We start from the raw sequence: 18,623 nt of genomic DNA on the forward strand, positions 1-18,623 counted from the left end.
GACGCATGCCTCACCGCCGAACCACGGCGGGCGGTATCCCCGCGACCGCGATTACGGTAAAAGCGAAGGCAATTCAACGCAGATCTGCCGGCGAAGCGAGGGACACATGACGGAAGTCAAGCTCGATCACCCCGGTGGGCAGCTTTCGATGCCGGTGCAATCCGCGGTCGAGGGCCCCGCCGGCATCGGGGTGGGCAAGCTGCTCAAGGAAACCGGGATGACGACCTACGATCCCGGCTTCGTCAACACCGCGGCCTGCTCGTCCGCGATCACCTACATCGACGGCGACGCGGGGATCCTGCGTTACCGCGGTTACCCGATCGAGCAGCTTGCGGAGAAGTCCTCGTTCCTGGAGGTCTCCTACCTGCTGATCTACGGTGAGCTGCCCACCCAGCAGCAGCTGACCGAGTTCAGCGAGCGGATCCGGCGGCACTCGCTGCTGCACGAGGAGATGCGCCGGTTCTTCGACGGCTTCCCCCGCGACGCGCACCCGATGGCCGTCCTCTCCTCGGCCGTGAGCGCCATCTCGACCTTCTACCAGGACAGCCTGGACCCGTTCGACTCCTCGCACGTGGAGATGTCCACGGTCCGGCTGATGGCGAAGGTCCCCACCATCGCCTCGTACGCCTACAAGAAGTCGATCGGCCAGCCGTTGCTGTACCCGGACAACTCGCTGGGCTACGTGGAGAACTTCCTGCGGATGATCTTCGGCGTGCCGGCGGAGCCGTACGAGGTCGACCCGGTGATGGCCAAGGTGCTGGACATGCTGTTCATCCTGCACGCCGACCACGAGCAGAACTGCTCCACCTCGACCGTGCGGCTGGTCGGCTCCAGCAACGCCAACCTCTTCGCCTCGGTCTCGGCCGGCGTGAACGCGCTCTTCGGCCCGCTGCACGGCGGCGCCAACCAGGCCGTGCTGGAGATGCTGGAGAAGATCCAGGCCGACGGCGGCGACGTCGCGTCCTTCGTCCGCAAGGTGAAGGACAAGCAGGACGGCGTGAAGCTGATGGGCTTCGGCCACCGGGTCTACAAGAACTACGACCCGCGCGCGGCGATCGTGAAGAAGGCGGCCCAGGACGTGCTCGGCCGGATGGCCAAGCCGGATCCGCTGCTGGACCTCGCCATGCAGCTGGAGGAGATCGCGCTCGCCGACGACTTCTTCGTCTCCCGCAAGCTCTACCCGAACGTGGACTTCTACACCGGCCTGATCTACAAGGCCATGGGTTTCCCGACCAAGATGTTCACGGTGCTCTTCGCGCTGGGCCGGCTCCCCGGCTGGATCGCCCAGTGGCGGGAGATGATCAACGACCCGGAGACCAAGATCGGCCGTCCGCGCCAGATCTACACCGGCTCCCCGGAGCGGGCGTACACCCCGTCCTCCGAGCGCTGACCTCCGCCACGCAGCCGAACAGGCCGTCGACCCCGTGTGGGTCGGCGGCCTGTCGTCCGTCCGGCCCGGCGACGGCCACCGCGACCGCGACCCGAAGTCCAGGCGAGCCGAGGCCCGCCGCGCCCCGAGGCGTGGCAGGCCCGGCTCACCCGAGAGTTCGTGCCGGTCAGCGCAGGCCGGCGGCGGCCAGCAGGTTGCCGTCGGCGATCGGCGGCAGGACGCGGCCCTGGGCCATCCGCTGCGCCGCCCGCTCGGCGGTGAAGGCGGGCCCGCCGGCGATCGCCGCCGCGTAGGCGGCCGCCGTGCGCTGCGCGATCGCCGCCCAGCCGTACCGCTCGTAAACCATGGCGCGGGCCCTCCGGGCCAGCTCGCGGGCCCGCTCCCGGTCCGACAGCAGGGCGTGCACGGCGTCGGTCAGCCCGTCCGGGTCGTGCGGCCGGAAGGTCATCCCGGTGACGCCCGGCTCGACGATCTCGGCCAGCCCGCCGGTCGCGGCGACGGCCAGGGGCGCGCCGGCGGCGGCGCCCTCCAGGGCGACCATGCCGAACGGCTCGTAGATGCTCGGCACCGCGAAGCAGTCGGAGGCGGCCATCACCGCGGGCAGGGCGGTGCCGCCCAGGAAGCCGGGAAGGCTCACCGTGCCGGCCAGGCCGAGGCGGTGCACCTCGGCCTCCAACTCGGCGCGGTACGGCCCGTCGCCGACGATGACCGCGCGCAGCCCGGGGTGCCGCTCGCGCAGCCGGGGGAGGCCGGCGAGCAGGTGCTGCACGCCCTTTTCGTAGACGAGCCGACCGGCGAAGGTGACCAGCGGCCCGTCGCCGGCGAACCGCGCCCGGGCCTCGGCGACCGCGGCCGCCGGCGCCCGCCAGCGGTGCGGCTCGACGCCGTTGGGCACCACGTCGACCCGGCCGGCCGGCACGCCGAACAGCCCGGTGACCTCGTCGCGCATGTATCCCGAGCAGACGATGACGCGGCCGGACTCGCCGGCGAGCCAGTGTTCGACGCCGTGGATGGTGCGGTTCATCTCCTCGGGCAGCCAGCCCTGGTGTCGGCCGGCCTCGGTGGCGTGGATGGTGCTGACCAGGGGGATGTCGAGGTGTTCGCGCAGGGTCATGGCGGTGTGGGCGACGAGCCAGTCGTGGGCGTGGATGACGTCGTAGGTGCCGGCCTCGGTGGCGCGCAGGGCGGCGCGGGTGAGGGTGTGGTTGAAGGCCATGGTCCAGGCCAGCAGCGAGGAGGTGGCCAGGGGGAAGGTGACGGGGTCCTCGGCGGCGCGGACGATGCGGACGCCGTCGGCGTACTCCTCCAGGGGTGCGCCGTCGGCGTGGCGGGTGACGACGGTGACCTCGTGCCCGGCGTCGGCCAGGGCCACCGACAGGGCGTGCACGTGCCGGCCGAGGCCACCGACCAGCACCGGCGGGTACTCCCAGGAGAGCATGAGGATGCGGCGGGTCTGCGGGGGCGTGCCCGGCCCGGTCTGCGCCGGGACCTGGGGCCGGGAGGTGAGGGTGGGCCGGTGGACCCGGCCCGCGGCGGTGGCGGTCTGCTCGCCGACCCGCAGGGTGGTCACATCAATCTCCGTCCATGCATGGTGGAACGCGCCGGCGACGATGACGGCGGAACAGTGGTTGGGGTGGCCGACGGGCCGAGCTGACGACGCGCGTGCGCGTCCCGCGAACAAGCAAAAGGCATCGCGCCCGATCCCGCATCTCGAAAAGGGCCAAGGTGACGGAGGACACCCGAAGGTCCATAGCGCCTCAGTCGGGCGGATTCCGGTCGTCGGCCGAACGGGTGGATTGGCGGCGGATCGGGCGGGGCAATACCCGGCACGCGCGCCGCCGGCCCCCGCCGTGTGGTGCGCTCATGGTGCGGTGCGCGCTCATGATCTTGCACTAGAGGAGCGACATGCAGGTCTGGCCGGGTGAGCGGTACCCCCTGGGGGCCACCTACGACGGGATGGGCACCAACTTCGCGATCTTCTCGGAGGTGGCCGAGCGGATCGAGCTGTGCCTGTTCGACGAGTGGGACACCGGGACGGAACGGCGGGTCGAGCTGCGGGAGGTGGACGCGTACGTCTGGCACGCGTACATCCCGGGCGTCGAGCCGGGGCAGCGGTACGGCTACCGCGTGCACGGGCCGTACGACCCCGCGAACGGGCTGCGCTGCAACCCGGCGAAGCTGCTGCTCGACCCGTACGCCAAGGCCATCGACGGCGACGTGCGGTGGGATCCGGCGGTCTACGACTACGAGCACGACGACCCGCAGCGGATCAACACCGCGGACTCGGCCGCGTTCATGCCCAAGTCGGTCGTCGTCAACCCGTACTTCGACTGGGGCAACGACAAGCCCCCGCGCACCCCGTACCACCACTCGGTGATCTACGAGGCGCACGTGCGCGGCCTGACCATGCGCCACCCCGACATCCCCGAGGAACTGCGCGGCACGTACGCGGGCCTCGCCTCCCCGCCGATGATCGAACACCTCACGAAGCTCGGGGTGACCGCCATCGAGCTGATGCCGGTGCACCAGTTCGTGCACGACCACCGACTGGCCGACCTGGGCCTGCGCAACTACTGGGGCTACAACACCATCGGCTTCTTCGCCCCGCACCACGGCTACTCGGCCCTGGGCCGCCTCGGCCAGCAGGTGCAGGAGTTCCGGGGCATGGTCAAGGCGCTGCACGCCGCCGGCATCGAGGTCATCCTCGACGTGGTCTACAACCACACCGCCGAGGGCAACCACCTCGGCCCGACGCTGAGCTTCAAGGGCGTCGACAACCCCAGCTACTACCGGCTGAGCGAGTCCGACCGCCGCTACTACGTCGACTACACCGGCACCGGCAACAGCCTCAACGTGCGCAGCCCGCACTCGCTCCAGCTGATCATGGATTCGCTGCGCTACTGGGTGCAGGAGATGCACGTCGACGGCTTCCGCTTCGACCTCGCCGCCACCCTGGCCCGCGAGTTCTACGAGGTCGACCGCCTCTCCACCTTCTTCGAGGTGGTGCAGCAGGACCCGGTGGTCAGCCAGGTGAAGCTGATCGCCGAGCCCTGGGACGTCGGCCCCGGCGGCTACCAGGTGGGCAACTTCCCGCCCGTGTGGACCGAGTGGAACGGCAAGTACCGCGACACCGTGCGTGACTTCTGGCGCGGCGAGCCGGCCACCCTGGCCGAGTTCGCCTCCCGCATCTCCGGCTCCGCCGACCTCTACCAGGACGACGGGCGCCGCCCGTTCCACAGCATCAACTTCGTCACCTGCCACGACGGGTTCACCCTGACCGACCTGGTGTCGTACAACGACAAGCACAACGAGGCCAACGGGGAGGAGAATCGCGACGGCGAGAGCCACAACCGGTCGTGGAACTGCGGGGTCGAGGGCGACACCGACGACGAGGCGGTGCGCGCCCTGCGGGCCCGGCAGCGCCGCAACTTCCTGGCCACCCTGGTGCTCTCGCAGGGCGTGCCGATGATCGGCCACGGTGACGAGCTGGGCCGCACCCAGCGCGGCAACAACAACGCGTACTGCCAGGACAGTGAGCTGGCCTGGGTCGACTGGGACAACGCCGACGCCGACCTGCTGGAGTTCACCCGCAAGCTGGTCGCGTTCCGCCGCCGGCACCAGGTGTTCCGTCGCCGCCGGTTCTTCACCGGCCTCGCCGTGCGCGGCCGGGAGGTCGACGAGCCCCTGCCGGACCTGGCCTGGTACACCCCCGACGGGCGGGAGATGACCGGGGAGGACTGGGGCAACGACTTCGGCCGGTCGGTCGCGCTCTTCGTCAACGGCGAGGGCATCCGCGAGCGCGGCCCGTACGGCCAGCGCCACGTCGACAGCTCCTTCCTGCTCTGCTTCAACGCCCACGACGCGCCGCTGGACTTCACCGTGCCCGGCCCCGAGTTCGGTCAGCGCTGGGAACTGGTGATCAGCACCGCGGAACCGGAGCCGGAGAAGACCACGGTGGTCGACGCCGGCGGCGTCCTCGGCGTGCCGGACCGGTGCGTGGTGGTGCTGGAGAGGACGGCCTGACATGTCGACCACCCCCGCGCCGGGCGCCCCCCGGGTCGGCGCCACCTACCGGGTGCAGATCCGTCCCGGCTTCGATCTGGACGCCACCGCGGGCCTCGCCGACTACCTGGCCGACCTGGGCGTCACCCACCTCTACAGCGCGCCGCTGCTGACCGCCAGCCCCGGTTCCGCGCACGGCTACGACGTGGTCGACCACCGGGCGGTCAACCCGGAGCTGGGCGGCGAGGCCGGCCGGCGGCGGCTGCTGCGCGCCCTGCGGGCGGCCGGCCTCGGCCTGGTCGTGGACATCGTGCCCAACCACGCCGGGGTGGCCGTGCCCGCCGCCAACCCCGCCTGGTGGGACGTGCTGCGCCGGGGCCGCGACTCGGCGTACGCCGGCTGGTTCGACATCGACTGGGACCGGGGTCGGCTGCTGCTGCCGGTGCTGGCCGACGCCCCGGACGCCCTCGACGACCTCAAGCTCGCCGACGGGGAGCTGCGCTACCACGAGCACCGCTTCCCGGTCGCCGACGGCACCGGCGACGGCAACCCCCGGGAGGTGCACGACCGGCAGCACTACGAGCTGGTCTCCTGGCGACGCGGCGACGCCGAGCTGACGTACCGCCGGTTCTTCGCCGTCTCCGACCTGGCCGGGCTGCGGGTCGAGGACCCGGCGGTCTTCGCCGCCACCCACGAGCTGGTGCTGCGCTGGGCGGCCGACGGCGAGGTCGACGGCATCCGCGTCGACCACCCCGACGGGCTGCGCGACCCGGCCGCCTACCTGGCCCGGTTGCGCGCCGCCGCCCCCACCGCGTGGCTGGTGGTGGAGAAGATCCTGGAGTACGGCGAGGAGCTGCCGGCCTGGCCGGTGGACGGCACCACCGGCTACGACGCGCTCGCCGCCGTCTGCGGGCTCTTCGTCGACCCCGACGCCGAGGGCGACTTCACCGCCCTGGACACCCACCTCGTCGGCCGGCACACCTCCTGGCAGGACCTCACCCACGACACCAAGATCGCCGCCGCCACCCGGCTGCTGTCAGCCGAGCTGACCCGGCTGGCCGCGCTCGCCCCCGAGGTCGACCGCGAGGCGGCCCGGGCGGCGCTGGCCGAGCTGGCCGCCGCCTTCGCCGTCTACCGGGGCTACCCGCCCGAGGGTGCCCGGCACCTGGCCGCCGCCCGCGCCGAGGCCGGTCGCCGCCGCCCGGACCTGACCGCCGCCCTGGACGCGCTCACCCGCCGCCTGCGCGACCCGGACGACGAGCTGGCGAAGCGCTTCCCGCAGTTCACCGGGGCGGTGATGGCCAAGGGCGTGGAGGACACCGCGTTCTACCGCTGGAGCCGCTTCGTCGCGCTCAACGAGGTCGGCGGCAGCCCGGCCCACTTCGGCGTGCCGGCGGCGGAGTTCCACCGCTTCGCCGCCGCCCGGCAGGTGCGCTGGCCGGCGAGCATGACCACCCTGTCGACCCACGACACGAAGCGCTCCGAGGACGTCCGGGCCCGGCTGGCCGTGCTCAGCGAGCTGCCCGGACGCTGGGCCGACCTCGTCACCCGGTGGACGGCGCGGGCGCCGCTGCCCGACCCCGCCTTCGCGCACCTGCTCTGGCAGACCGTCGTCGGCGCCTGGCCGATCGAGCGGGAGCGGCTGCACGCGTACGCCGAGAAGGCCGCCCGGGAGGCGTCGGTGTCGACGAGCTGGGCCGACCCCGACCCCGCCTTCGAGCGGGCCGTGCACGAGGTGGTCGACGCGATGTACGACGACCCCGAGCTGCACGCCGAGCTGACCGCCTTCGCCGCCGAGATCGCCCCGGCCGGCTGGTCCAACTCGCTGGGGCAGAAGCTGGTGCAGCTCGCCATGCCCGGGGTGCCCGACACCTACCAGGGCACCGAGCTGTGGGACAACTCCCTCGTCGACCCCGACAACCGCCGCCCGGTCGACTTCGCCGTACGCCGACAGCTCCTGGCCGACCTCGACGGCGGCCCGCTCCCGCCGGTGGACGCGAGCGGCGCGGCGAAGCTGCTGGTGCTGTCGCGGACGCTGCGGCTGCGCCGCGACCGCCTCGACCTGTTCACCAGCTACCGGCCGGTGCCGGCGCACGGGCCCGCCGGCCGGCACGCGGTGGCCTTCGACCGGGGCGGCGCGGTCGCGGTCGCCACCCGGCTGCCGCTCGGCCTGGTCCGCGCCGGCGGCTGGGGCGACACGATCGTGTCACTTCCCGTTCACGAGATGACGGACCTGTTCACGGGCCGGGTCTACAGTGGCGGGGAGACCCCTCTGGCCGACCTGCTGGCCACCTACCCCGTCGCGCTGCTGGCTCCCACCAACGAGTCCGTGGAGGCTGCGTCATGACCGAGTTCACGGTGTGGGCGCCGGAGGCCGCCCGGGTCCGGCTGCGCCTGCCCGGCGTCGCCGACCACGAGATGCGCTCCGGCCCCGGCGGCTGGTGGCGGGTCGAGGTGCCCGGCGCCGGCCCCGGCACCGACTACGCCTTCCTCCTCGACGACGACGGGCGGGCGCTGCCCGACCCCCGGTCGGCCTGGCAGCCGGCGGGGGTGCACGGGCCGAGCCGGCTCTACGACCACGCGGCGTTCGAGTGGACCGACCACGCCTGGACCGGCCGGCAACTGCCCGGCAGCGTCCTCTACGAGCTGCACGTGGGCACCTTCACCCCGGAGGGCACCTTCGACGCCGCCATCGGCCGCCTCGACCACCTGGTAGACCTCGGCGTCGACATGATCGAGCTGCTCCCGGTCAACGCCTTCAACGGCGAACACAACTGGGGCTACGACGGCGTCTGCTGGTATGCCCCGCACCAGCCCTACGGCGGCCCGGACGGCCTGAAACGGCTGGTCGACGCCGCCCACGCCAAGGGTCTGGGGGTGATCCTCGACGTCGTCTACAACCATTTCGGGCCCTCCGGGGCCTACGCGCCGATGTTCGCGCCGTACCTCACCGAGCAGAGCAACACCTGGGGCCGCACGGTCAACCTCGACGGCCCGCACTCCGACGGCGTGCGCCGCTACATCGTCGACAGCGTGCTGATGTGGCTGCGCGACTACCACGTCGACGGGCTGCGGCTCGACGCCGTGCACGCCATGCCCGACAGCCGCGCCACCCACCTGCTGGAGGAGGTCGCGGTGGAGGTCGAGGCGCTCTCCACCCACCTCGGCCGGCCGCTGTCGCTGATCGCCGAGTCCGACCTCAACGACCCCCGGCTGATCACCCCACGGGAAGCCGGCGGCTACGGCCTGCACGCCCAGTGGAACGACGACGCCCACCACGCCCTGCACACCCTGCTCACCGGCGAGCGGCAGGGCTACTACGGCGACTTCGGCTCCCTCGAATGCCTCACCGAGGTGCTCACCGGCGGCTTCTTCCACGCCGGCACCTGGTCCAGCTTCCGCAACCGCCACCACGGGCGGCCCGTGGACCGGCAGCGCACGCCGGGCCACCGCTTCGTGGCGTACCTGCAGAACCACGACCAGATCGGCAACCGGGCCACCGGCGACCGGATCTCCGCCAGCCTCTCCCCGGCGCTGCTGCGGGTCGGGGCGACCCTGCTGTTCACCGCGCCGTTCACGCCGATGCTGTTCATGGGGGAGGAGTGGGCGGCCAGCACCCCGTGGCAGTTCTTCACCAGCCACCCCGAGCCGGAACTCGCCACCGCCGTGGCGACCGGCCGGAGGCGGGAGTTCGCCGCGCACGGCTGGCCGGAGGGGGAGGTGCCGGACCCGCAGGACCCGCAGACCTTCGTCCGCTCCCGCCTCGACTGGGCGGAGCTGGACAAGCCGGAACACCGCGAGATGTACGAGTTCCACCGGCGGCTCATCGCGCTGCGCAAGAGCCGGCCCGACCTGTCCGACCCGCGGCTGCACGCCGTCGACGTCCGCCACGGCGACCAGTTCCTGGTGATGCGCCGGGGCGAGTGCCTGGTGGTGGCGAACCTGGCGGCTCGGGGGCAGGGCATCTCGTTGCCGGGGGTGGTGCGGCGGGTGCTGCTGGCCACCGGCGAGGGCGTCACGGTGATGCGGGACCGGATCCAACTGCCGGCGGAGACGGCGGCGATCGTGGCGCTCTGAGCGCCGCCCGCCGCCGTCTCCGCCGCCGTCTCCGCCGCCGTCTCCGCCGCCGTCTCCGCCGCCGTCTCCGCCGCCGTCTCCGCCGCCGTCTCCGCCGCCGTCTCCGCCGCCGGCGGTCAGCCGGCGTCCAGCACCTCGCGCAGCTTCGCCGCGAACTCGGCGGGCTTGCCCGCGTAGCCGTGCTCGCCGCCGAGGAAGCCGCCGTGGTGGCTCGGGAACACCACGGCCTCCTGGCCGAGCAGTGCCGCCATGCCGACGGCCGTGCGCGCGGTGTACGTCCCCGCCGTCTCCTCGCCGACCGCGATCAGGATCCGGGTCGGTGCCGCGGTGAGCGCCGCCGCGTCGGGGCGGTAGTCCGTGATCGCCCAGGAGGCCTTCGACAGCAGCGGGTCGTCGCGGGAGCCGTCGTCGTCGGTCGGCAGGCCGAACGCCGCGGGGTCGGGCGCGGGCTGGGCGAAGTAGGCGGCGGTGAACTCGCCCTGCCAGGACGTCATCGCGATGAAGGCGGCCATGCCGGCGCCCGTGCCTCCCGCCTGGTACGCCTCGTGGAAGCCGGCCCGGGCGCGCTCGGCGGCCTCGGCGTCGGGGAGCACCGCGTTGATCGGCGGCTCGTGCGCCACCAGCGTGGCCACGTCGCCGGGGTGGGACGCGACCAGTTCGAGCGCGGTCACCGCGCCGCCGCTGCTGGCGAACACGTCGACCGGGCCGGCGCCGAGCGCCTCGACCAGGAGGTGCAGGTCGGCCGCCTGCTGCTGCGGGGTGTGGTCGGAGCGGCCGTCGGTGCGGACGCTGCGGCCCAGGCCGCGCGGGTCGTAGGTGACGACCGCCCGGTCGGTGAAGTGGGCGGCGAGTGCGCCGAAGCCCTCCGCTGTCATCGGCTGGCCGACCATGAGCAGTGTGCGGTGACCGCCGGGGGCCGACAGCGGACCGCGTACGTCGTAGACCAGGTCGGCGCCGGGCACGGCGAGGGTGCGGGTCTCCATCGTTGTCATGCCGGCGAGCCTACGACCGACGGGCGACAGATCGGGCGCGGGGGAGGAACCCCCACCTGCCTCGATTGCCGCCCGGACGTCAGGGCCCGCGGTGGGGAGTTCTCCGCCGGGGCTGCCGTGGCTCAGCCCCGGTAGCGCGAGGTTGGTGCAGCAGTGCGCCACGTCGAGATCCGCCGGGTCCGGTGCCGGCCGCTGGTGCGTACGGTGATCGCCGAGGTCGCCCGGGGGCCGGCGCCGGGCGGCGCGGCGGGCCTGGCGACGCTGGTCGGCCCGACCCGGTGAGGCGGACCGTCGTTCGCCCGCACGGCGGGCACGCCCGCCCCGGTGGGCCGGCGTGCCCGCGACCCTCAGGCGAGGCGGCAGGTCACTTGAAGCGGATGAACTTGGAGAACTGGCTGTTGAGCGTTCCCACCGACACCGTCCGGTGGCTGTACTTGTCGGCCGAGACGTAGTTGTACTCGTCGACCTCAAAGGTGCCGTTGGAGTTCACCCGGGTGACGAAGGCGACGTGACCGTAGGTGCCACCGAGGCGGACCGCGATGTCGCCGGCCTTCGGGCTGTTGTAGACCGGCACTCCGGCGCGTCCGGCGGCGGCGACCCACTCCTTGGCGTTACCCCACGCCGGCTGACCCAGGTACTGGTTGTGGAAGGGCACACCGACCCGGCTGCGCAGCGCCCAGGCGGCGAAGCTGGTGCACTGCCCCTTGTAGAAGTTCCACGGGTCGACGCCCGTGCTCTGGCCCTTGTACGGGTAGTCGTCCAAGGCCGGATAGGTCGTCCCGCCCGCGGCAAGCAGCTGGTGGGAGGCGTTGTTGTTCTTCAACGTGGCGTTCAGGTTGGTCTTCGCCCCGGGCGCGAAGTCCTGGTAGGCGTAGGAGCCGTTGTAGTCGCTGTTGTAGTAGACCCGCACGGTGCTGCCGGTGCGGTTCCACGCGGAGGCGGCGTTGTTCTTGATGCACAGGCCCTGGCCGCTGCCGGCGCCCTTGAACTCGTAGCAGTCCGGCTGCGTCGAGCCGTAGTCGGCCAGTGAGCCGGTGTGGTCGGAGATCGATCCCGCGTGGTCGCTGTTGTAGTAGTAGCAGAATTCGCCGGTGTCGCAGATTCCGTCGCGGGACGCCGCCTGAGCAGGCACGGCGACCGCCAGGACGCCGAGTGTCGCGCCGAGCACGCTCGTGCCGAGGGCGCCGAGGACGCGAACGGTGATCCTGGGCATGTCCACTTCCCTTCCGGGGGTATGTGACGACGGGCCCACACTACAGTCATTGATCAATTCGCATGTGCCGGTGCGGCCGCCCGTCGTCGCCGTGGAGCGGGGCCAGGGCCGACGCGGCAGGGCGACGCTGGTCGGCCGGACCGGCTGGCCGGCGTCGGCCGGCACGTCTGCGGTCCGTCACCGGCTCGCGGGCGGATGGGATGGTTGCTGAAATCGCAATTCCCACCTGTCGACAAGCGTGAGCGCCTTCGCGTCGAAGCGTGGATTCGCGGCGCTGGGAATTGCGCGGCAATACCGAGGCATCTGTTCGAGCTGGACCCGTTTTGTCAACCGGCCATGCTGCTCACTTCTCGGTCAGCAGAAGGTCAGTGTCAATTACCTGCCATTCCACTCCATTGCTATCGGCGCGATCGGCCGATACGTTTCGGTGGCCCGAATGGGGCACCCAGGAAAAGGGGGCAACTCTTGAAACCAACCCTACGCTGGTCCGCAATGGCCGGCATGGCGCTCGCGCTGGTCGTGACCGGGCCGGTCGCCGCCGAGGCGAAGCCGACCACGGTCGAGAGGAACGGCAACACCACCACCACCGCCCGCACCAGTGACGGCCGCGCGATCACCAACGAGAAGATCGCCAAGGAGGTCGCCGCGTTCTGGACGGCGGAGCGGATGGCGAGCGCCGTCGACCTGGACATCGCGAAGCGCCCGGGCGCCAGCGAGTCGGCCAACCGGGCGCCGAAGCCCGACGGTCCGGCGGGCACGGTCGCACCGGCGCAGCCGCGCATCGCCGGCGGCGACGACGTCGGCATCCAGCTCAACGAGTCGGCGGTCGTCGGCAAGGTCTACTTCACCACCCCGAGCGGCGGCACCGCCTCCTGCTCGGCGAGCGCCGTCGCCAGCGGCAAGCGCCGGCTGGTCATGACCGCCGGTCACTGCGTGCACCAGGGCGCCGGCGGGCAGTGGTACAGCAACTGGCAGTTCGTGCCGCGGTACCGCGACGGGGCGCGGCCCTTCGGGACGTTCGTGGCCTACCAGCTCACGGCCCGCACCGCGTGGACCAACAGCAGCAGCTACGACGAGGACATGGCCATCGCCATCATGCACAACGGTGGTAACTGGGGCCTGAAGGTCGTCGAGACGGTCGGTGGCCACGGACTGCGCTGGAACTGGGGCTACAACATCTCCCTGATGACCGCCCTCGGCTACCCGTCGAACCTCGGCGGCGGCGAGAGCCAGTACTACTGCCAGAGTGGCACGTGGCACGCCGGCGGCCAGCAGATCCGGATGTGGTGCAACATGACCTACGGCTCCAGTGGCGGACCCTGGCTCCAGGAGTACAACGACCAGAATGGCCTCGGATACGTCAACAGCGTCGTGAGCCACGGCGACAATCCGGGCAACGGCCAATTCGACGGTCCGTACTTCGACAACGACATCAAGAGCCTCTACGACTTCGCGGAAGGTCTCTCCCCGGCGTAAAGAAACATGACCAGCAGAGCCCCGGCCGGTTGGCCGGGGCTCTGCCCGCGCGCTTATCCACTTGCGCCGCCCGGCGTGAAGACCATGCTGTGCGGCATGGAATTCTTCTGCTACCACCGTGACCGGCGCAATTCCCTCGCACTGCGCGCCGAGTTGCTGGAGGCGCACTGGTCCTACATGGACCGGTACGCGGCCGAGTTGATCGCCCGCGGTCCGACCTTCGCCCCCGACGGGGAGACGCCGACCGGCAGCGTGCACATCGTCGACCTGCCCGATGCCGCCGCCGCCCGGGCGTTCGCCTTCGACGAGCCCAACTACCAGGCCGGCGCGTACCGCGACGTGCTGCTGCGCCGCTGGCACAACGTGCTGGGACGCACGATGTGGGACTTCCCCGGCGGCCGGACCGGTGGAGAAGGGTACCTGGTGCTCGGTCTCGGCGCGGGGCAGGCCGCCGACCTCGACGTGACCGCCGACCGGGACGACCTGATCGCGTACGGGCCACTGCTCTCCGACGACGGCGACGCCTGGCTGGGCACGGCGGCGCTGGTCAGGGCGGCGGGCCCGGACAAGGCGCGTGCGCTGCTGACCCCTGACCGGTACGCCGACGTCGAGGTGCACCTCTGGACGTTCGGCGGTCGGCGGGCCTGACCGGAGCCACCATCCGCCGAGCCCGGCACGATCGTGGTGCCGGGGGCGAGCTCGGCGCACTCCGGAAAAAGTGGCCGCCCGCGTCGGGAGGCCACTTTCCGGGTGGGGCGTGGCTCGTGGGGGAGCCCGCCCAGGCGCGCGGACGGCGTCGCGCACCGTCGGTCGGCGGCCGTCGGAGAGTCGCGCATCGGGTCGGACATTCACCCGCAACCCGGACGCATCCTTGCCAGATTAATCGACGTCTCCCTATCCTCGGTCGTGGAAAGCGCTTTCCAGGCATGTGTGATCGGCGCCGACGAGGCCGGGATCAGAACGGCGCCCCCAGCATTCGAAGTCGAAGGTGAGGCGAGGATGAGACGACCAGTCGCACTGCGACTCCAGGCGGCGCTGGCCACGGCGGCCGTCGGGGCCGCGATCGTGGTGGCGCTGCCGATGCACCAGGCGTCGGCGGCGGCCGGCTCCGCCACCGGCTACGCGACGCGCAACGGTGGGACCACCGGTGGGGCGGGCGGACAGACGGTGCGGGCCACCACGGGGACCGCGATCCACGCGGCCCTCTGCGGTCGGGCCAGCAGCAGCACCCCGATCGTCATCGAGGTCACGGGCACCATCAACCACGGCAACACCAGCAAGGTGTCGGGCGGAAGCTGCAGCACCGCCGACGGGGTGATCGAGCTCAAGCAGATCAGCAACGTCACGATCATCGGGGTCGGCAGCGGAGCCGTCTTCGACCAGTTGGGCATCCACATCCGCGAGGCCAGCAACATCATCATCCGGAACGTGACCGTCCGGAACGTCAAGAAGTCGGGCTCACCCACGTCCAACGGTGGTGACGCCATCGGCATGGAGAGCAACGTCCGCAACGTCTGGGTCGACCACGTCACCCTGGAGGCCTCGGGCGGGGAGTCGGAGGGGTTCGACGGCCTCTTCGACATGAAGGACAACACCCAGTACGTGACCCTGTCCTACAGCATCCTGCGCAACTCCGGCCGGGGCGGGCTCATCGGGTCCAGTGAGAGCGACCGCTCGAACGGCTTCGTCACGTTCCACCACAACCTGTACGAGAACATCGACTCCCGTACGCCCCTGCTGCGCGGCGGTATCGCGCACATCTACAACAACCACTACGTGAGCATCCGCGAGTCCGGCATCAACTCCCGCGCCGGCGGGCAGGCCAAGGTGGAGAACAACTACTTCCGCAACTCCAAGGACGTCCTTGGCACCTTCTACACCAGCGAGCGCGGCTACTGGCAGGTCGCCGGCAACGTCTTCGACAACGTGACCTGGTCGAGCCCCGGCACCGACAACTACCCGGCCGGCCCCAACCCGCAGTCCAACACCACCGTCAGCATCCCGTACGCCTACACCCTCGACGGGGCCGCCTGCGTGCCGGACGTCGTCCGCCAGACGGCGGGCGCCAACACGGGCCTGCGGGAGTCGGACGGCAACTGCTCGCCGCAGACGCCGGCACCGACGTCGACCAGCCCCGGGCCGACCCCCACCAGCCCCGGCCCGACGCCCACCAGCCCCACGCCGACGCCGACCCAGCCCGGCGGGCCCAACCTGAGCATCGGGGCCGGCTCCGACGGCTCCAGCAAGGCCGACGGAACGAGCTACGGCAACGTCCGGGACGGCAACATGAGCACCTACTGGTCGCCGGCCGGCTCGACCGGCCAGATCTCGATCAAGTGGGGTTCCGCCACCAGGGTGTCCAGGGTCGTCATCCGCGAGGAGGCGGGTGCCGTCGGCAACATCGGGTCCTGGCGGCTCGTCAATCACGACACCGGCGCCGTCCTGGCCTCCGGCAGCGGAGCGGGCGTGATCACCTTCCCGGCGACCTCGCTGAGCAAGATCACCTTCGACGTCACCGGCTCGACCGGCACGCCGAGGGTCGCCGAGTTCGAGACCTACGCCGCGTAGCGGCGGTCCCGACGTCGGTCCGGGAACGGCCGTTTCGGAGCACCGCGCCGCAACAGGCCGCCCGACGTGGACGAAGGCGGGACCGCCACCCGCGACTGATCCCGTCGACGGGCGGGGGCCGTGAGCCGCGACGGTCCCCGCCCCACGTCCAGGATCCAACGGGCCGTCGGCGGCACGGCGTCGTGCCCTTCAACGGGTTCTGTCTCGATTCGGGGTTCATGGGCCAATTCGGGGGCATAGCGTCACGGTGGCGGTTTCCACCGCCGGCCGCCCGCTCCGACCGGGGGTGGCCTGCCGATGCCGAGCCGAGGAGGCCGACCGTGTACAGGTCCGACGAGGTGTTGCTGCCGGAACTGGACGGGCCGGAGCCGGCCGCGCCGTCACCCCGGGCGCTGGGCTGGCTCAGCCTGGCGCTCGGCGTGGGCGCGATCGCCGCGCCCGGGCCGCTGGCCCGACTGGCGGGTGTGGACGACTCGCCCGTCGCGCGCACGGTGATCCCGGCCGTGGGGGCCCGCGAGCTGGTCCACGCCGCCGGCCTGATCGGCGGTCGCCGGCCGGCCGGCTGGACGTGGACCCGGGTGGCCGGGGACGCGGCGGACCTCGCCCTGCTCGGCCGGGCCTGGGCGGACCGGTGCGGCGAGCGCCGCCGCCGGGTCGGCCTCACCACCGCCGTGATCGCCGGCATCGCCGCCGTCGACCTGGTCACCGCCGTACGCCATGTCCGCCCGCGGCGGGCCGGGCGGCGGGTGATCCGGATGGACCTCGGGGTCACCGTCAACCGGTCCCCGGCGGAGGCGTACCGGTTCTGGCGCGACGTGGAGAACCTGCCCCGCTTCATGTCCCACCTGGAGTCGGTGCGCGCCGAGGATCTGCGCCGGTCGCACTGGACCGCCCGCGGCCCGGCGGGCCGCCGGATCGAGTGGGACGCGGAGATCGTCGAGGACCAGCCGAACCGCTCGCTCGGCTGGCGGTCGCTGCCCGGCGCCCGGGTGCCCAATGCCGGCCGGGTCCGGTTCGTGCCCGCGCCCGGCGACCGGGGGACCGAGGTCCGGGTGCAGCTGCGCTACGCCCCGCCGGCCGGCGCGCTCGGCCGGGCCGTGGCGAAGCTCTTCGGCGAGGAGCCCGAGCAGCAGGTCCGCGACGACCTGCGCCGGTTCAAGCAGGTCGTGGAGACCGGCGAGGTGGTCCGCTCCGAGGGCAGCCCGGACGGCATCTCCGTACGCCAACAGCTCATGCAGCGCCCGGCCCAGCCGCTGCCCGCGGCCCGTCGCTGAACCCCCGGCACGAAAGGACAGACGATGAAGGCCACCGCGTGGATGGGCAAGGACAGCGTCAAGGTCGTCGACGTGCCCGACCCGACCATCATGAACGCCCGCGACGCCATCGTGCGGATCACCTCCACCGCCATCTGCGGCTCCGACCTGCACCTCTACCACGGCTACATCCCGGCCATGCGCAAGGGCGACATCCTCGGCCACGAGTTCATGGGCGAGGTGGTCGAGGTCGGCCCGCAGGTGCGCAACCTGCGCGTCGGCGACCGGGTGGTGGTGCCGTTCCCCATCGCCTGCGGGCACTGCACCTCGTGCCAGCGCGGCCTCTACTCGGTCTGCGAGAACTCCAACCCCAACGCCGGCGTCGCCGAGAAGATCATGGGCCACTCGCCGGCCGGCATCTTCGGCTACTCCCACCTGCTCGGCGGCTACGCCGGTGGCCAGGCCGAGTACGCCCGGGTGCCGTTCGCCGACGTCGGGCCGATCAAGGTGCCCGACGAGGTCCCCGACGAGCAGGCGGTGATGCTCGCCGACGTCTTCCCGACCGGCTACATGGGCGCCGAGATGTGCGACATCAAGCACGGTGACGTGGTCGCCGTCTGGGGCGCCGGTCCCGTCGGGCTGCTCGCCGCCGCCAGCGCCCGGCTGCTCGGCGCCGAGCGGGTGATCGTCATCGACCGGTACCCGTACCGGCTGCGGCTGGCCGAGGAACACGCCGGCGCCGAGACCCTCAACTACGAGCACACCGACGTGCTCGACGCCCTCAACGAGATGACCGCCGGTCGCGGGCCGGACGCCTGCATCGACGCGGTCGGCCTGGAGGGGCACCACGGCAACACCGCCGTGTACGCATACGACCGGGCGAAGCAGGCGGCCCGGGTGGAGACGGAACGGCCCTTCGCGCTGCGTGAGGCGATCCTGGCCTGCCGCAGCGGCGGGGTGGTCTCCGTGGTCGGCGCGTACGGGGGCTTCGTCGACAAGTTCCCGATGGGCGCGTTCATGAACCGGTCGCTGGTCATGCGTACCGGGCAGTGCCACGTCCAGCGCTACACCCGCCCGCTGCTGGAGCGCATCCGCCGCGGGGAGATCGACCCCAGCTTCATCATCAGCCACCGGATGCCGCTGAAGGACGCGGCCAAGGGCTACAAGATCTTCCAGAAGAAGCAGAACGACTGCACCAAGGTGCTGCTCAAGGTGTGACGCCGGGCGGCGCGGGTCAGCGGGGCGTGCCCCGCCGACCGCTCCCGGCGTCCCTCGCGCCGGTGAGCAGCGAGCGGGTGCGCTCCGGTGCCCACGCCGGCAGCTCGCCGAGGATGTCGGCGAGGGAGACCCCGGCCAGGCTGCGCCGCCACGCGTCGTGCGCGTCAGTCATCTTCGCGGCGAGGATGCAGGCGTTCCGGCAATCCTCGGCCGGCAGCGCGCCGCGCCCCTGCTGGCGGATCTCACGGCACTCGTACGGTGACGACGGGCCGTCGACCGCCTCGACGATCTGCAACAGCGTGATCTCCGCGGGCTTGCGGGCGAGCCGGACCGGTGGCGGGGGGGGGGGGCGCCCCCCCCCCCCCCCCCCCCCCCCCCCCGGGCCCCCCCCCCCCGGGGGGGGGGGGGGGGGCCCCCCGGCGGGGCGCGCCCCG

General features: G+C 72.2%; 14 protein-coding genes. 10 read left to right on the top strand and 4 right to left on the bottom strand.

Going from position 1 to position 18,623, the window contains the following annotated elements:
- Window positions 1–106: 106 nt before the first annotated feature.
- Window positions 107–1,390 carry a citrate synthase gene (locus tag ACGF7U_RS16310; RefSeq protein ID WP_393107250.1) on the top strand — a complete coding sequence of 428 codons (1,284 nt, stop codon included), beginning with the start codon at window positions 107–109 and terminating at the stop codon, window positions 1,388–1,390.
- Window positions 1,391–1,556: 166 nt separating this feature from the next.
- Here ACGF7U_RS16310 and ACGF7U_RS16315 read toward each other — a convergent pair whose 3' ends face one another.
- On the bottom strand, window positions 1,557–2,960 hold the full coding sequence (locus tag ACGF7U_RS16315) for a glycosyltransferase family 4 protein (RefSeq protein WP_393107252.1): 1,404 nt from the start codon (window positions 2,958–2,960) through the stop codon (window positions 1,557–1,559).
- A gap of 335 nt (window positions 2,961–3,295) precedes the next feature.
- Between ACGF7U_RS16315 and glgX the strand changes: the two genes are divergently transcribed.
- Genes glgX through treZ form a run of 3 tightly spaced genes read left to right on the top strand, consistent with a single transcriptional unit; the run spans window position 3,296 to window position 9,469 of the window.
- Window positions 3,296–5,413, top strand: coding sequence for a glycogen debranching protein GlgX (glgX, locus tag ACGF7U_RS16320; RefSeq protein ID WP_393107254.1), 2,118 nt, complete (start codon window positions 3,296–3,298; stop codon window positions 5,411–5,413).
- A gap of 1 nt (window position 5,414) precedes the next feature.
- On the top strand, window positions 5,415–7,739 hold the full coding sequence (gene treY, locus ACGF7U_RS16325; protein WP_393107256.1) for a malto-oligosyltrehalose synthase: 2,325 nt from the start codon (window positions 5,415–5,417) through the stop codon (window positions 7,737–7,739).
- Window positions 7,736–9,469 carry a malto-oligosyltrehalose trehalohydrolase gene (treZ, locus tag ACGF7U_RS16330; RefSeq protein WP_393107258.1) on the top strand — a complete coding sequence of 578 codons (1,734 nt, stop codon included), beginning with the start codon at window positions 7,736–7,738 and terminating at the stop codon, window positions 9,467–9,469. Before treY ends, treZ begins: the two co-directional genes overlap by 4 nt.
- 116 nt (window positions 9,470–9,585) lie before the next feature.
- Here treZ and ACGF7U_RS16335 read toward each other — a convergent pair whose 3' ends face one another.
- Window positions 9,586–10,461: an alpha/beta fold hydrolase gene (locus tag ACGF7U_RS16335; RefSeq protein ID WP_393107260.1), complete on the bottom strand. Its 876-nt coding sequence runs from the start codon at window positions 10,459–10,461 to the stop codon at window positions 9,586–9,588.
- A gap of 153 nt (window positions 10,462–10,614) precedes the next feature.
- On the opposite strand from ACGF7U_RS16335, the gene ACGF7U_RS16340 reads away from it, so the two are divergent.
- Window positions 10,615–10,743: a hypothetical protein gene (locus ACGF7U_RS16340; protein ID WP_393107262.1), complete on the top strand. Its 129-nt coding sequence runs from the start codon at window positions 10,615–10,617 to the stop codon at window positions 10,741–10,743.
- An 82-nt stretch (window positions 10,744–10,825) separates the two neighbouring features.
- Here the strand turns inward: ACGF7U_RS16340 and ACGF7U_RS16345 are convergent, their stop codons facing one another.
- Complete coding sequence (locus ACGF7U_RS16345; protein WP_393107264.1) at window positions 10,826–11,674, bottom strand: CHAP domain-containing protein; 849 nt, start codon at window positions 11,672–11,674, stop codon at window positions 10,826–10,828.
- A gap of 492 nt (window positions 11,675–12,166) precedes the next feature.
- Between ACGF7U_RS16345 and ACGF7U_RS16350 the strand changes: the two genes are divergently transcribed.
- The 5 genes from ACGF7U_RS16350 to ACGF7U_RS16370 all read left to right on the top strand — a co-directional run bounded on the left by ACGF7U_RS16350 (window position 12,167) and on the right by ACGF7U_RS16370 (window position 18,189).
- On the top strand, window positions 12,167–13,150 hold the full coding sequence (locus ACGF7U_RS16350) for a trypsin-like serine peptidase (protein WP_393107266.1): 984 nt from the start codon (window positions 12,167–12,169) through the stop codon (window positions 13,148–13,150).
- Between the two features lie 96 nt (window positions 13,151–13,246).
- A complete protein-coding gene (locus ACGF7U_RS16355; RefSeq protein ID WP_393107268.1) occupies window positions 13,247–13,798 on the top strand; it encodes a YciI family protein in 552 nt (183 codons plus the stop codon).
- Between the two features lie 351 nt (window positions 13,799–14,149).
- Window positions 14,150–15,718 carry a polysaccharide lyase family 1 protein gene (locus ACGF7U_RS16360; protein ID WP_393107270.1) on the top strand — a complete coding sequence of 523 codons (1,569 nt, stop codon included), beginning with the start codon at window positions 14,150–14,152 and terminating at the stop codon, window positions 15,716–15,718.
- A gap of 320 nt (window positions 15,719–16,038) precedes the next feature.
- Window positions 16,039–16,992, top strand: a complete 954-nt coding sequence (locus tag ACGF7U_RS16365) for an SRPBCC family protein (protein ID WP_393107272.1) — start codon at window positions 16,039–16,041, stop codon at window positions 16,990–16,992.
- Between the two features lie 24 nt (window positions 16,993–17,016).
- Window positions 17,017–18,189, top strand: a complete 1,173-nt coding sequence (locus ACGF7U_RS16370) for a zinc-dependent alcohol dehydrogenase (RefSeq protein ID WP_393107274.1) — start codon at window positions 17,017–17,019, stop codon at window positions 18,187–18,189.
- Window positions 18,190–18,205: 16 nt separating this feature from the next.
- Here ACGF7U_RS16370 and ACGF7U_RS16375 read toward each other — a convergent pair.
- Window positions 18,206–18,623 (bottom strand): RrF2 family transcriptional regulator (locus ACGF7U_RS16375; protein ID WP_393107276.1); only part of this gene is annotated, 418 nt, incomplete at its 5' end.

Origin of the sequence: Micromonospora sp. NPDC047670, assembly GCF_043204915.1 — a bacterium.
Classification (GTDB): Bacteria; Actinomycetota; Actinomycetes; order Mycobacteriales; family Micromonosporaceae; genus Micromonospora.

What these genes read in the sequence shown, in the direction of transcription:
- treY (WP_393107256.1), top strand. Translation starts at nt 5,415, where the DNA reads ATGTCGACCACCCCCGCGCCGGGCGCCCCCCGGGTCGGCGCCACCTAC.
- ACGF7U_RS16355 (WP_393107268.1), top strand. Translation starts at nt 13,247, where the DNA reads ATGGAATTCTTCTGCTACCACCGTGACCGGCGCAATTCCCTCGCACTG.
- ACGF7U_RS16370 (WP_393107274.1), top strand. Translation starts at nt 17,017, where the DNA reads ATGAAGGCCACCGCGTGGATGGGCAAGGACAGCGTCAAGGTCGTCGAC.
- ACGF7U_RS16335 (WP_393107260.1), bottom strand. Translation starts at nt 10,461, where the DNA reads ATGACAACGATGGAGACCCGCACCCTCGCCGTGCCCGGCGCCGACCTG.
- glgX (WP_393107254.1), top strand. Translation starts at nt 3,296, where the DNA reads ATGCAGGTCTGGCCGGGTGAGCGGTACCCCCTGGGGGCCACCTACGAC.
- ACGF7U_RS16350 (WP_393107266.1), top strand. Translation starts at nt 12,167, where the DNA reads ATGGCCGGCATGGCGCTCGCGCTGGTCGTGACCGGGCCGGTCGCCGCC.
- treZ (WP_393107258.1), top strand. Translation starts at nt 7,736, where the DNA reads ATGACCGAGTTCACGGTGTGGGCGCCGGAGGCCGCCCGGGTCCGGCTG.
- ACGF7U_RS16310 (WP_393107250.1), top strand. Translation starts at nt 107, where the DNA reads ATGACGGAAGTCAAGCTCGATCACCCCGGTGGGCAGCTTTCGATGCCG.
- ACGF7U_RS16345 (WP_393107264.1), bottom strand. Translation starts at nt 11,674, where the DNA reads ATGCCCAGGATCACCGTTCGCGTCCTCGGCGCCCTCGGCACGAGCGTG.
- ACGF7U_RS16360 (WP_393107270.1), top strand. Translation starts at nt 14,150, where the DNA reads ATGAGACGACCAGTCGCACTGCGACTCCAGGCGGCGCTGGCCACGGCG.